This is a genomic window from Bradyrhizobium sp. HKCCYLRH1030, from assembly GCF_051168395.1.
GTDB lineage: Bacteria > Pseudomonadota > Alphaproteobacteria > Rhizobiales > Xanthobacteraceae > Bradyrhizobium.
Window position 1 is genome coordinate 1 of the sequence record NZ_JBNPUY010000001.1, and the last position, 13,324, is coordinate 13,324.

9 protein-coding genes and 2 pseudogenes are annotated in these 13,324 nt (G+C 60.0%); 5 read left to right on the forward strand and 6 right to left on the reverse strand.

The features are described 5' to 3' along the window. Positions 1–30: 30 nt before the first annotated feature. Positions 31–243, reverse strand: coding sequence for a hypothetical protein (locus ACQR1E_RS00005; protein ID WP_434896502.1), 213 nt, complete (start codon positions 241–243; stop codon positions 31–33). Between the two features lie 381 nt (positions 244–624). On the opposite strand from ACQR1E_RS00005, the gene ACQR1E_RS00010 reads away from it, so the two are divergent. The 4 genes and pseudogenes from ACQR1E_RS00010 to ACQR1E_RS00025 all read left to right on the forward strand — a co-directional run. Beyond that, a complete protein-coding gene (locus tag ACQR1E_RS00010; protein WP_434896503.1) occupies positions 625–1,302 on the forward strand; it encodes a hypothetical protein in 678 nt (225 codons plus the stop codon). Then, a complete protein-coding gene (locus ACQR1E_RS00015; RefSeq protein ID WP_434896504.1) occupies positions 1,299–2,069 on the forward strand; it encodes a hypothetical protein in 771 nt (256 codons plus the stop codon). Before ACQR1E_RS00010 ends, ACQR1E_RS00015 begins: the two co-directional genes overlap by 4 nt. Then, positions 2,066–3,055, forward strand: coding sequence for a metallophosphoesterase (locus ACQR1E_RS00020; RefSeq protein ID WP_434896505.1), 990 nt, complete (start codon positions 2,066–2,068; stop codon positions 3,053–3,055). The genes ACQR1E_RS00015 and ACQR1E_RS00020 overlap by 4 nt, the downstream gene beginning before the upstream one ends. A gap of 115 nt (positions 3,056–3,170) precedes the next feature. Next, positions 3,171–3,832: pseudogene (locus ACQR1E_RS00025) on the forward strand (glutamine--tRNA ligase); the annotation flags it as partial. Between the two features lie 30 nt (positions 3,833–3,862). Here ACQR1E_RS00025 and ACQR1E_RS00030 read toward each other — a convergent pair. Continuing rightward, positions 3,863–4,075, reverse strand: coding sequence for a hypothetical protein (locus ACQR1E_RS00030; RefSeq protein WP_434896506.1), 213 nt, complete (start codon positions 4,073–4,075; stop codon positions 3,863–3,865). A 140-nt stretch (positions 4,076–4,215) separates the two neighbouring features. Here ACQR1E_RS00030 and ACQR1E_RS00035 point away from each other — a divergent pair. Continuing rightward, a pseudogene (locus ACQR1E_RS00035) lies at positions 4,216–5,451 on the forward strand (ComEC/Rec2 family competence protein); the annotation flags it as partial. Between the two features lie 560 nt (positions 5,452–6,011). Here ACQR1E_RS00035 and ACQR1E_RS00040 read toward each other — a convergent pair. The 4 genes from ACQR1E_RS00040 to ACQR1E_RS00055 all read right to left on the reverse strand — a co-directional run bounded on the left by ACQR1E_RS00040 (position 6,012) and on the right by ACQR1E_RS00055 (position 13,095). After that, positions 6,012–6,320 carry an agmatine deiminase family protein gene (locus ACQR1E_RS00040; RefSeq protein WP_434885846.1) on the reverse strand — a complete coding sequence of 103 codons (309 nt, stop codon included), beginning with the start codon at positions 6,318–6,320 and terminating at the stop codon, positions 6,012–6,014. Next, on the reverse strand, positions 6,281–6,949 hold the full coding sequence (locus ACQR1E_RS00045) for a DNA-3-methyladenine glycosylase (protein ID WP_434885845.1): 669 nt from the start codon (positions 6,947–6,949) through the stop codon (positions 6,281–6,283). The genes ACQR1E_RS00040 and ACQR1E_RS00045 overlap by 40 nt, the downstream gene beginning before the upstream one ends. 446 nt (positions 6,950–7,395) lie before the next feature. After that, positions 7,396–8,346, reverse strand: a complete 951-nt coding sequence (locus ACQR1E_RS00050) for a hypothetical protein (protein ID WP_434885844.1) — start codon at positions 8,344–8,346, stop codon at positions 7,396–7,398. A 525-nt stretch (positions 8,347–8,871) separates the two neighbouring features. Further along, positions 8,872–13,095, reverse strand: a complete 4,224-nt coding sequence (locus ACQR1E_RS00055) for a hypothetical protein (protein WP_434885843.1) — start codon at positions 13,093–13,095, stop codon at positions 8,872–8,874. Between the last annotated feature and the right edge of the window lie 229 nt (positions 13,096–13,324).

The window sequence follows — 13,324 nt, forward strand, 5'->3', positions numbered from 1 at the left end:
GGCAAGCGGAGACCGCGGGACGCGTGTGGCTCAGCTGATCGCGTCCTGCCCGGCCTCGGTCAGCGTCGGCACGCCGTTGGTGAGTTCGACGAGGCCGCGCTCGGTGAGCAGCGAAAGATCTTCCTCGGCGACAGGGGACAGCGTCAGCCGGTGGGCCTTGATGTCCCGGAGAGTCCAGCGCAGGTGGATCGCCTTCTCGAGCGCGAGGTGGGTGAAAAGGTCTTCGATGCCGCGGTCGTCCATACCGGGATAAGCACGAGAAGTGCCTAAAGTTCCAATGCGCAGTTGCAAGCATAGATCTGTCCTACACGCCCAGCGGCAGGAAATGCGCATAACATATTGAAATTAAAGTAGTTTTTTTGAAATTGAGCGTGGCGCCCGGAGCGCAGTGAAGCCAAGTTTGGACAAATTTGTCCTCTGCGTGGGATAGTCCCATGAAATCCCACAAACTTCCATCTTAATACTTGGCATACTCTCATGAACCACGACCGTCGCTCATCCGTTAGCACTGGTAGATCGGTGGATTGAAAACTGGTAACCGTAAGATGCGCCTCCGCTACCTTACTGGCGTCTTCCCGACCGGCCGCGTCGTTTCAAGGCTGGTAACAATTGAGTTTTGGCCTCATGGCACAACTGCCTAAACTGTCGCCGCCTGAGTCGTTGGGCGCTGCGATCGCCCCTCTTGCAGCGCTTTCGCAGCAAGAGTTCGAGAAACTGCGAGAAGCAACTTCCACGCGCAGATTATTTAATGTAAAGCCAAAAGTTGCGAAGGAGCTGGCCAGTGAGATCCCCGCTCTCGGACCAACAGTTACCTTCACGTTGGGAGCACTGAATTTCCTCTACGGTAGGCTGGCTCTTCTCCGAGAGAAGTCGAGCCTGGAGACGATCGTCGCCCAAATCATCGATGATTTTGAAGTTCCGTGTTCGCCAGAACTCCGTGTGACGCTTGAACAACGTCTCATAAAGTTGCTCCGTAAGAACGAGAATTATGATGCGGCGCAGAAGCTTCAGCGGCTTGAGAAGGGCTTCTTGCCGAATGCTATCGGATTTCGCACGTTCGTGGACCTTCGGCCAGACTTTGGGGGTGACGAAAATTTGCAATTTGGCGGATTTCTGAAGGTGATCCAGTTTCGCATTCGAACTGACGCGGACGCGGAGAAGACCAAAGAATTCGTTTTCCAGATCAATGAAGACGGGCTCGACGATCTACAGCAGGCGATCGATAGAGCCCGAGCTAAGATACGTGCATTGGACGAACTTCCTTCACTTGCACAGCATCTGTTGCCGAGAGCCACAACATGAATTTCATGCTTCAGCCCACCCCTGATTTCGAGGCCATTTTCGATAGTGAGGAGATTTGTACTTCGAACACCGACACGGTGGCTTCGGATTGGGCAAACGCAAGTATTTCTGGGTGGACTAGAATTTTGCAACCAGCGATGGTCAGGCCCCTCGATGTTGCGAGGTTGCTGCAAAGTGAACAAGACGTCGCCTTTTTTCAGGTCATGGAACGAGCTATTGCACGGCTAAATGTGTATGCGCCGATCGTGCTGGAAGACTCAGTAACTGAAGCGGTGGCGCCAGAGCCTGCAGAACTAGAGACATCCCAACTTGCGCTTTCACTCTCGATAAACTTCGTTCCAAGTGAGGAACTTATAGAGGTTTGGCGGGAAAACGTTTCCCACTTTCCAAATGGCCAAGCGATCTCTGGAGCTAAGGTAGGCCAAGCTTCTGCTGAATTTAGCAAGATGTTCCGGAGGTTGATCGGAGCCTTCGCACAAGAGAAAAGGTATTCTGGAATCCGTCGCGTCATCGTTGCCAATGAGAATGGTGAGTTCGATCTCGACTTCCAACTGGATGTGAGCGAAAGGTTCCTTTTAGTACCTCAAAAGAGTGCTTTGTTCTTCAATCTACTATATCGCGATCTTTCAAACTTTGATGACAGTATCTTCGCTGCGGGTTGGGGAGCGCTAGTTCGAGAACCGGACAAGACATTAGTTTTGCAGTTGCAACCGCCAAACCGAATTAAGCGCGAGGGATTTGTTAAAGCTCGTGAATTTCGTCCATGACGCTGTTCAGCTACATTCATCTCAGTGACCTGCATCTTTGTCAGCAACCATTGAGAAAAAACGCTGTGTCGCTATGGGGGCGAAGATGGAATGAAGTCATAGATACGATTGGTGAGCAGCGGAAGCAGTGGGGGTTTTCCAGTTTTTTTTTGCCCGCCAGTTTTGACCCAGAAATCGCCAAGGGGGTAGCTCAATTTTGCGCTGATTGGCGAGATGGAGTTGATGGAATAATTATAACGGGTGATTTGGCGACGACTGGCCTAGCTATCGACATCGGTGTCGCAGAACAGTTCGTAAAAGAGCCTGCAGCGTTCGCGCATCTCACTCAAAGCCGAACTCCGACAATTGCGTCCCTTGGTTTGCCTATTCATTTGTTTGCAGGGAATCACGACAGGTACGTGAATAATGGCGCCAAGCCTTTTAGCAATTACTTCGACTTCATCTTCAAAGACTATATGGATCTCAAGACCTCATGCGTGGGGTCTTGGACAGTCGAAAAGAATGACAGGCACCTTGCTTTCGTCCACGCCGATTTTAGTCTTTCGATGAGGCTTGGGGCGTCGTTTCCGCGCAGAGCTATGGCCTATGGGCAGGGCAGGGTTTATGTCGACGTCCTTGATGAATTGCGAGCAGAGACTCTCAGATTGAGAAGCGACGTAGATGGAGTTCAGATAGTTTGGTTGATCCATTTCGCTCCTTATGAATGCGGATCCAGCCTCCAACTGCATGATCATCAGAGATTAATCGATGCATCCAGAGCTCTGGGGATCAAGGTAATTTTGTGTGGGCATACCCATGAGGCTTTGGTCAAAACTGTTGCCTCGCAGACGATCTATTGCGCTGGTTCCAGTTGCTGCGTTGACAACGCGGGAGGTTGCATGGTGCACGTTGTTGATTTCGACTTGGACGAAGCCATAGATGTTACCCGCTCTACGTATGTTTGGAATGAAAATCAGGATGAGTTCGTGTTTCTGCGAAGTGACTAAGGCGCAGAAGGCGTAGTGCTTCTGGGTGTGGCGCTGTGGCGCGCGATTCGAATAAAGTAGTTCGGCGCCAGAACGGCCCTCGAACACAAGCTTGGGGCTAGTATCTATCGGCACCGACCGCACGGCGCTGCGCCGGATGGCGGTGCTGCGGCCGCTGAAGGTGGTGATCGAGAACTATCCGGAAGGCCAGGTCGAGGAGCTCGAGGCGATCAACCATCCCGACGATCCGTCGGCCGGCACGCGCAGGATCGCGTTCGGCCGCGAGCTCTATATCGAGCAGGACGACTTCATGGAGAATCCGCCGAAGAAGTTCTTCCGCCTGTCGCCGGGCAACGAGGTGCGGCTGCGCTACGCCTATTTCATCAAGTGCCGCGACGTCATCAAGAACGACGCCGGCGAGATCGTCGAGCTGCGCTGTACCTATGATCCGGCGACCAAGGGCGGCAACGCGCCGGATGGACGCAAGGTCAAGGCGACGATGCACTGGCTGCCGCCGCACAGTCGCTGACAGCCGAGATCCGCCTCTACAACCAGCTGTTCGCCAATCCGAGCCCCAATGCGGCCGACTTCACCGCCGACCTCAATCCCAACTCGCTCGAGGTCCTGACCGACGCGCGCATCGAGCCGGCGATCGCCGAGAGCAATTCCGACGCGCCGATGCAGTTCGAGCGCCAGGGCTACTTCGTGCGCGATCCGGATTCGACACCCGACAAGCTCGTGTTCAACCGCACCATCGGCCTGCGCGACACCTTCGCCAAGGAAGTCGCGAAGGGGTGAGGCAAGCGGAGACCGCGGGACGCGTGTGGCTCAGCTGATCGCGTCCTGCCCGGCCTCGGTCAGCGTCGGCACGCCGTCGGTGAGTTCGACGAGGCCGCGCTCGGTGAGCAGCGAAAGATCTTCCTCGGCGACAGGGGACAGCGTCAGCCGGTGGGCCTTGATGTCCCGGAGAGTCCAGCGCAGGTGGATCGCCTTCTCGAGCGCGAGGTCGGCGAAGGGGTCTTCAGGGTCGTGGGCGTCCATCCCCTAAAAAGCACGTGCGGTGCAAAAAGTTCCCGCACAGCGGCCTTGCAGATTTTCAGGATTCCCGTTCCGTTCTGCTAGGCGCGCTCGCGCAGCTTTCGGTAGCCTTTCCGCCCGTCGGGTAACGGGTGGTGCAGGGAATGGCGGAGCCGGTCAGGCCGCCAGGAGGGCGTCGCGGGATCGCGGGCGTGATGGCCGATGTCTGGCCGCCGCGCGGTGCATTGGCCGGCGGCCGGTCCGCGATCGGGTCCGGCGCGTCGTCGGCGTTCGCCGCTCGCCTGAAGGGCTGGGCGGCCGAGGAGGCCGGGGCGGGCCGGCTGCTGCCCTGGGTGCCGGTGGCGTTCGGGGCCGGCATCGCGCTGTACTTCACCGCCGATCACGAGCCGGTGCTCTGGATTGCCGCCACCACCGCGACGCTGCTCGGCATTGTCGCCATCATGATGCGGCGGCATCGGCTGTTTCCGGTAGCCGTGATGATCGCGGCGGCGGCGTGCGGCTTCGCCGCGGCGACCGTCAAGACCGCGCGCGTCGCGCATCCGGTGCTGGCGCGGCCGTTGTATTCGGTGGCGCTGTCCGGCTTCGTCGAGGCGCGCGACATCCGCGAGCGCAGCGACCGCATCGTGCTGCGGGTGACGTCGATGGAGAGCCCGCGCAACGCCGTCACCATCGCGCGTGTCAGGCTCGCGGTGCGCAAGGGCGCGGCGCCCGAGGTCGGCAGCTTCGTGCAGCTCAAGGCGCGGCTGCTGCCGCCGATGGCCCCGGTGCGGCCCGGATCCTACGACTTCGCGCGCGACATGTTCTTCCAGGGCATCGGCGCATCCGGCTTCGTGATGGGCGCGATCACGACGGCGACGCCGCCGCAGGCCGCCGGCTTCGGCCTGGGCTATGCGGCGGCCATGCAGGGTCTGCGTGATGCGATCGACGCACGCATCCGCGGCCGCCTGTCGGGCGACGAGCGCGCCATCGCCACCGCGCTGCTGACCGGCCGGCGCGACGCCATCACGCCCGATGTCAACGACGCGATGTTCGTCTCCGGTCTCGGCCATGTGCTGTCGATCTCCGGCTATCACATGGCGGTCGTCGCCGGCGTCGTGTTCTTCGCCGTGCGCGCGCTGCTGGCGCTGATCCCCGGCCTCACCATCAGCCATCCGATCAAGAAATGGGCGGCGGCCGCGGCGCTGGTCGCGGCGGCGTTCTATCTGTTGCTCTCAGGCGCGGAGGTCGCGACCCAAAGGTCGTTCTTCATGACGGCCGTCGTGCTGATCGCGGTCATGGTCGACCGCCGCGCCGTCACCTTCCGCACGCTCGCGGTCGCCGCGATGATCGTGCTGGTCGCGGCCCCCGAAGCTCTGGTGCATCCGAGCTTCCAGATGTCGGGCTCGGGTTCGGCTTGAGAGCGAAATTTGCCCCGTAACTAAATTGAATCTAAAGGGTTTTTAGTCCATCCCCGGCTTCTCGGCCGAGCACGAAAATCGAACAAAAACCCGAACAATCCGAGATTTCCGGTCCAAAAGTCCCAGAATAAGTCCCAGACTTGGTTTCATCGTTCTTGGGAGGTTCTCGGCGCAACGGCCACCGCCCAAAGGGGCGGAGGCCGTGTTTTTCACGTCCTGGCTGGCCCGCAAGGCGGCCGATCGAGCAATGTTTCGTACACGCCGATTTGCCGTCGCAGCTCCCCGACTGCCGCAGCGGCAGCGTCAATGGAGGCGCCCATCGGGTACAGGGAGGGCGCCGATTTCAGGCTTTCGAGCCGGCGTCGTCTATCGGAAATTCGCGCACGCCAGTTGTCGCAGAAGCCGCACATGGTGGCCTCGTCTGATTGGGTTTCGGATGTTCGAACTTCCCAAGCGGCGCGCTGGGGTCCCGTCGACCAGGCGATCTGCGGCGCGCAGACCAATTAGCAGCTTTAAGCGGCCTCGGCGCGAGACCTGAACAGCTAGGGTTCATATATCCCATTTTGGGCGACGAAACAAACAATTCCCTGGGCTGCGCCTCCTCTGAGGACGCTTGTCGGCACTCGATAAAACCGCAAGTGTTCCGGCGGCGTGAGCAGCAGGACGGGCTCGCAATCTGCGATGGCGCGGACGACGGTGTCGAGCTCGCGCTCGACCCGCTCACGATCGCTTCCCCACTCGTTGTGGATGGCCCAGGCCATGATCGTGCGGGTGTGCGGCTCGAAATCGGCCGGAATGCGGATCCTGCCGGTCAGTTCGCCCCCCTCTGCGGAAACTTCTTTGCGACCCATCCCGAGTAGCCCGGATGGCCCCAGCGCCACGGAAGCTCCTTGTCCTGGGTGACGCCCACGCGAGGTCCATTGAGCAGGTTCGCGACGGGCTCTACGGGACGAAGCAGACGGAAAGGAGGCTTGAGGAGCGAGGCGCCATCGAGAAGAGGATAGATCCCAAGCGCCTCGGCCAGACTGCACGGTCCGCGGCACAGCTGCTTCTCGTACCCCTTCTTGCACTCCTTGATTGTTTTCGAGGCGGCAGCGGGTTTGCTGCGGCGTTCGGCCATGATGTCCATTCCCGCGACCGGCACTCCGGCCCGGACCAGAACCGTGCTTTCTTCCCCTTCCTTTCCGCAGACGATGTCGATAGCCCACATGTCGCGATAGCCATGGATGCGGAGGGTGGCGAACGGCGTCAGGTTCTTGGATCCTCGGTTTCGACGCGACCGGTTCTCGGGATGCAGGTGGAAGGCGCGGTCGGAGCCACCCCCGTAGCCCTCGTCATCGACCAGCATGATTCCGGTCTCGACCCCTCGGTTGTCGTGCAGAAGCACGCATCCGATCAGGTTCGGGGCGACGATATGGGCAGGCGGCGCGAGAAACTCTTGGTCGACATCAATGTATTGCTTTCCGAGATATTCAACCATCTGAAAATCCTTTTTTTGCAAGAGATGTCCTTCGCGACGGCCGCGAAGGTTAGGAGCGGACTCTCACCAGATCCCGGCGGAAAGTCAAATAAATGTTATAAATCAATAAGTTATATTATTTCCTATTTCGGACGTCGATCCTATTTCGAGATTACTCAAAGAGTTCAGATTCTCTTTCGCCATGAGACCCAGGTGAAATCTTGTGTTTGTGTGCGTAGCCTCTGAAGGTGATCTAACGAGCAACTAGCCTCGCCGCGCCCTCGGATGCCGGCGGAGACCGCGATGGGCGAAGAAGCGAAGCCGAAGACGTCCCGGAAGAAGAAGCGACGACGCAAGCCGCGGGAGGAGATCTTCACGCAAAACCTCCGCAACTCGGCGAACGTTCTCGGACTGGTCAGCAGCCGAAGATCGGCATCTCGCACCTCTTACGGACCCGGCCAGTGGGCTTACCCGACTTCGGGGGCCGGGAGCGTCCCGATGGAGCGGAAATAGGCGCCTAGTGCCTGCCATCGGGGCCGGAGTACAGCTTTCCCGCCCGCGAATGCTGTTGCCTGTCCTCCCACATGCACGACGCCGAAGATGGGGATGCCGGCGAACTCGGTGTGGAACGGTGTCTCGACCATGTAGGCCCTTTCCATGGGTATCCGTTTCCCCTTGTTGAGGGCGTATCGCAACGCATTGAAGGGATCCGACCCCAGGCAGATCACCATCTTCGGACGGACGATCTCGATCTGAGGCAGCGCATATTCCGAAGCGCTTCTCACCAAGTCGCGGGGTGGAATCTTCGCATCCATCGCGCCTTCCTTGATGAATGGAAACACGTCGGTCGCATAGGTGTCGGCGAACGACAGATCGAAATGCTCGCGGAGGATCTCCTTGATGTTGATGTTCGTCGGCAGCGTGGCGTCGTGGCCGGATTTCTTCTGCTCCGGATTTCTGGGCTTGTTGAGGAAGTCCGAAGAGGCCCAGTCCTGGCAGATGAGCATCAGCTCGGCGTCGACGTTGCACGCCGATATCGTCCAAGGCACGACATGATCGGTCTCGTAATAGCCGCCGTGGAAATCGGCGAGATCGAAATACCGTTTCGTGTAGCGCTCGAATGTCGCCTCCTGGCGTTTTCTCGCCAATTGGAGGAGAGCGTCTCGCTTTGCGTTTCCGTCGATCGACGACATGGTCGGTCGCGGCCGATCCGGCTGTTCCGTACGCACGAAGGTTCGGCAGGTCACCCGCGTTTCCCGTCCAGCCTCCAGGCAGCGCGCGCAGACGAACGCGTCGAATGTCTTCTGCGTCCGTTCGTTGGTGCAGCGATGCTGAACGGTCCTGGACGACGCGACGCCGTCTTCGTCGCGGCATGTCCTGCAGACGAGTTTGCCGCCGGACTGTCCCTGTGCCGTCATGCGTTCGATCTCCAAGTGGCGCTCGGATGCCGAAGGGGGTTTCAGGCGCATTTCCGAAGGCGGCATGCGGGTGCCGACATTCTAGATGCCATGGATCCCAGCATGGTACACGGAGCTGAAATCCAAGTTAAGGTAGCCATCGGTGGCTATTCGCCCGCGCCCTCGACGTCGCCCACCGGGACCCACCGTCGGGGTTGTCCGCGGATGAAGCGGCTGCTGAAGGCCCCGCCCTCGCCAACTCGATCAACAAGTAGTCCCCCTCCGTACGCTACCAGACTTGGTACAATTCCGACTCCTTCGGAGGAGTGACTGAATAGCGCTGCAGCTCGCCGTGCAGCGTCTCGAGACTCACCATGACTTCAGGCGCGTGCGTTCCGTGTTCGTGATTTGCCACTCAAAATCATCCGGCAGCCGGATCAACGTGACTGCTGCGGCCTTTATCCAGACACCCACCCACTACGGGTGAGGCGAGCCGGCAGAGATCTGCCAGAAGCTCAACCTCCCCGAAACGGCCGTCCTGAGCTTTCAAACGGAGCGACTCTTCAGCAGAGTTAGGTCGGCGGCGTCCTTGGGGAGGGAATCGACAAAGGCCTGCGCCAGAAAGATCCGGTACGTGAAACCGCGCGCGGGCATCGAAGGCGGCGAGGTCGGCTGCCAGTCGCCGTCGGGCAGTTGGTCGCTTCTCCGTTCGTTCCAGATCCAGTCCACGAACCGCTCGGCGTCGGCGAGTTCGTCGATCGGCCGCCAAATCCAGGCGACGCTGTACTCGTCCTGCGAAGGAAGCAGGACCGCCATGCAGTAATCGTCTCCGAGCGCTTCGCACTTCCGGAATTCAAGGTCGGACCAGTAGATGTATCCCGGCATGGTCCCAAGCCGTTTTACCTCAATATGGATGGTGCGTCGGTCGAGGCGGATGACGAAGTCGCTTTCGCGCCTCTCGTCGTCGAGCTCGTTCCTGGTGATCGGACGTCCGGGAAAGGCAACCGTCAATCTGGCATGAAGCCAGTCTTCGGCATGTCTCCCGGCTTGCGAAGTCAGCGAAGGATCTCCGATCCCGGCTCCTCGCGACGTCCATGTCTGCGTGCCGAGGCGTTGTACCTGAATGGTTTGCCGGCCCGCAGTGGCGTTTGTGCTTCCGCTCGGGCCGGATCGCGGACCTATGGAGTTGTCCGTCGGCGTCGGGAAGGTCGGTGAGGGCTCGGCGGGACGTGAGCGCACGTAACTCGGGGACGTCGTCACGGAGGGCTTATCGGAGGAGGGCGAAGTGGCATCCGTCCCGCGATCGACGCGAGTTTCGTCACCCGCCGTCACATCGTTCGATCGGGACGCGTGCGCGGCGTCTTCCTTCGACATCTCAGCATGGACCGCCTCGAGCTCCTGTTCGGGAACGCCTTGATCCCGAAGCCGCTCGATGACTTCCTGCTCGTTCGCCGCGGACAGGATGTTCTCGAAGATCGCCGTATGCCTGGGCTGACCGACGAGGTAGTGAGCAAGACCCAATCCCAAGGAGCGATGGTAAGCGCCGTCGCCCACGATCATTAGCGTCCCATGCCGATTCCGGAAGGCCCGCACTTCCGTGGTGGCAATCTCGTTTCCATCCTCGGACCGCATCGAGATCGACAGACCGGGTGTCGCTTCGATCCGGAGATCCTCCTTCAGGAGCGACCTGTGCATGTCGGGGACAACAGCGCGCAGGGCGCGTATTCTGGACCGATAGAGTTCGCCGGCGAATGCCGAGCCCTCGTCGTCGACGCCGGCCGAAACCGGCACAAGCGTGACCGCCTCCGAGAGGCGACCGAGGCCCAGGCGCTCGTCCGCCCTATCTGCCTGGTTCATGAAGAGGATGAATATGCGATAGCCGTGAGCCAAGAGGGCCCGCCTGATGTCGGGCGCCTCGAAGATCGCTTGGTCGAGCCATTGCGCCTGTTGCGCGCGGACGAATCCCAAATGCTCCCGGTCGTCTCCTCCGACGAAGCACGGCAAGCGCAGTCTGAGCGATGGGTAGAGATCTTCGATCTTCGATTCGAATAGCCGGCGATAGAGCGTTCTCGCGACCTCGAACAGCATGGGCTTGTTGGCGGAGGCCTGATCGGATGCGTCCGCGAGACGCTGCATCCATCCAATCCAAGCGAAACCGTCCGTGGGCAAGGATTCCTTGATGCCGATCGCCCTTAGGAATCGGAGCAGATCGTTCTTCCGTCTCGGCTCGACGTCGGGCAGGGCGATCTCGGGAAGCAGTCCCTCTATGCCCTTTCCGGCCAGGTAGGCGTCCGACCCGGCCACCGTACCTTCTGGAAAGAGCAGCGATTTTTTGTGCGGAAGCCACTTGGTGAATTCGAGTTGATGGCGGGCGAAGTTCGTCTTCAGCGTCTGCGGCTTCTGTTTGTTATAGGCGAGATACTTCGCCGGAAGCCGTTGCGCGGTCGTCCACATGGTTCGGCCCGCGTCGAGCAGCGGTAGAAGCCTGTTCTCGGTCGCGAGGCATTCCGGAAAGTATTCGATCCGAACATCGAAATCGCTTCGGTTGAAATCACCCAGATGCAGATCTGCGTACTCGCGGGTTACGTCCCCAAGACCGGCCGTCACCATCTTGGGCTCCCAGGCCACACCCGCGAACCGCAGTAGACCCTTCCAGGTGTCCAGATCGGCGCGCGTTCGCAGCGGCTCCTGCCAACTGCGAAGAGGCCGTACCACCGCCCGATCTCCAACCTTTTCGAAGAACGCCCTGAACGACCTCGGCGCGCCCCATGCCATGCTGGCGTAGCATTGCTCCGCGGCGCGCCATCCCTTGTCGGTCGGTAACCGGAGCGCGCGCGAAAGCCGCCTTCGGAAGATGTCGCCTTCGCCCAATTCGCGGTCGTGGACGATGGGCATTGGCGAGACAACTTCGAAGCGTGGCTTTTCCGACCAGTCGCGGTACCAGCGCAGGATCTCCCATCCATGTTTGTCCCACTCCGCGGCCTTCATCTTCTCCATGGCGGGCAGCAATGCCCTTTCGAGGTATTCGCCTTCGTGGACGAACTGCTTGACGACGTGCTCCCTCCATACCGAATGCATGTGCTTGGCGGAGACGTTGCCGGAGAGCGCCTTTTCGATAGTCTCCAGATGACTATGGGCTTCCGTCGAGAGAGCATCGGCGGGCACGGATTTCGGCCAACTCCGTGGCCGCGAGAACAGTAGGATGCCTCCGGCGATCGACCGCGCCAGACCGGCCTCGGTCCACCAGCACGGCACCTGCTCGAGCCAGGCGTAGTACGGATACGCGTCGAGCATCGGCACGCCCTCCTGGAGCAAAACGTCGACCGCGCGCTCGCATTCCGCCGGCGATCCGTTTCTGCAGTGGCGCATCGCACCGAAGAAGTCATGAGGGCCAATCGCCTTGGCCTGCATCGCCTGAAGAACGGAATTGCGGCCGATTACGGAGGGGTGGAGGAATCGGTAGTTCTTGAGTCCCGGCGCTTCCTGACGAAGGACCTTCCCGAAGTCCCCCTTCCAGACCACGACGTCGCGTGGCCGCACCTTGTCCCCTCCGATGGTCGGAACGAAGGGCGTCTCCTTGACCGCGTCCAAGATCGTTGAAGCGAGAATCCGCGCGGCCCCGCTCGTCGACTTCGGATCGACGCAACCGAAGGCGTCAAGCGACGACGACGCCGGTATGGCGGCGACGATCTCCGCGACGAGCTCGCGCATCCGCGGATAGACGAGGTCATTCCTTTGGCTTTCCCGGAAATGCTTTCTGTTTTCGGTCACGTCGAGCGAGGCATGCACGATCGCCCTCGCGCCGACCGTTTCGTCGGTCGGAAAAAACATATGCACCGGAGGTTTATCGTTCTCCTGCAGCGCGACGGCAACTGCAGCTTCGTCCAGCGGAAGGCACACGGCCACGCTTAAGCGCTTGTCTTCGCCTTCGCTTTGCCACTGACGCGACCATTTGGCCCATCGGCCGACATGCGGTCTCCCGTTCGCCACGCGTACGTAAAGTGCAATCCGTTCCCGCTCCGCTGCCATGACCGAACGGTCGACCTCGATCGAGCGCGAGGCCAGGCCGGACACCTCGATTCTCAGCCGCGTGATATGTTGCAGCAACAGAAGGAATCGATGATCGAGCCGCCCGACATCCTCCCGCACCTTGCACGCTGCCTCCGCGTTCCGGAACGGCAAACGGATCGCGGTCGCGTATCCGTCCTGCAGGAGACTCGCGATCAAAGGCGACTCGACGGCAGCATGCGGAATCTCGAAGGTCGGGCCAGCGATCCTCTTTCCTAGCTGCGATAGGAGAAGCGCTTCCGTGTCAGACCTGCTGAAATGGAAGGAAAAAGGCCGCGAGAAGATCTCCGGTCGTTCCGTGACTTCGAGGACCGAGATGAATCCCAGACCTTTCGTTCCGATCAGTTCAGCGGCCTCGGCGGAATCGTCTGCGAGCGCGTCGTCGGCGTTTTGCAGCAGCTCCCAAAGGTAGCGGCCGCCGTAGTCGGCCACCACGCCTCTTTCATGCCGGAGGTCACGCTTTAGACGGTTTGCGTCCACACGATAGACCGCAATCGAGCGGTCCGCGATGGCTCGAAGAAGCTCCGAGTCGGGGATGTCTGGATAGTCCTCGGGCAGTTCGTCTTCGCTCCCGGTCTTTTCCGAGAGGTCTAGCGCACAGAGTGCGAGAACGCCGAGGCGGGATACGCGTTTTCCATCGTTCGCGACTATGAGCGCGTCGTCCGTAACCTTGATGAGGACCGCGCTACGCTGCCGCGACATGGACGACCGTTATAGGCGTGTGTGAATCGGAGCACCGAAAGCGACCCATAGCTGATTCACCGCCATCGGGCCGTCTCTACCGAAAGGTTAATGGTAGCAGAAATGTAGCAGGAGATGGAGGACTCCTGACGTGCCAGGTTAGGCAGCCTCCGCATCCAGGTTCGTTTCCTCGCCTCGCTTCCGATTGATCAGATTCAACAGGTGCGCCGAGGCTAGCGCATCGCATAAA

Bases quoted from the DNA above. Each gene is read 5' to 3' on its own strand.
- ACQR1E_RS00015 (WP_434896504.1), top strand. From the start codon at position 1,299: ATGAATTTCATGCTTCAGCCCACCCCTGATTTCGAGGCCATTTTCGAT.
- ACQR1E_RS00010 (WP_434896503.1), top strand. From the start codon at position 625: ATGGCACAACTGCCTAAACTGTCGCCGCCTGAGTCGTTGGGCGCTGCG.
- ACQR1E_RS00030 (WP_434896506.1), bottom strand. From the start codon at position 4,075: ATGGACGCCCACGACCCTGAAGACCCCTTCGCCGACCTCGCGCTCGAG.
- ACQR1E_RS00055 (WP_434885843.1), bottom strand. From the start codon at position 13,095: ATGTCGCGGCAGCGTAGCGCGGTCCTCATCAAGGTTACGGACGACGCG.
- ACQR1E_RS00005 (WP_434896502.1), bottom strand. From the start codon at position 243: ATGGACGACCGCGGCATCGAAGACCTTTTCACCCACCTCGCGCTCGAG.
- ACQR1E_RS00050 (WP_434885844.1), bottom strand. From the start codon at position 8,346: ATGACGGCACAGGGACAGTCCGGCGGCAAACTCGTCTGCAGGACATGC.
- ACQR1E_RS00045 (WP_434885845.1), bottom strand. From the start codon at position 6,949: ATGGTTGAATATCTCGGAAAGCAATACATTGATGTCGACCAAGAGTTT.
- ACQR1E_RS00040 (WP_434885846.1), bottom strand. From the start codon at position 6,320: ATGGGTCGCAAAGAAGTTTCCGCAGAGGGGGGCGAACTGACCGGCAGG.
- ACQR1E_RS00020 (WP_434896505.1), top strand. From the start codon at position 2,066: ATGACGCTGTTCAGCTACATTCATCTCAGTGACCTGCATCTTTGTCAG.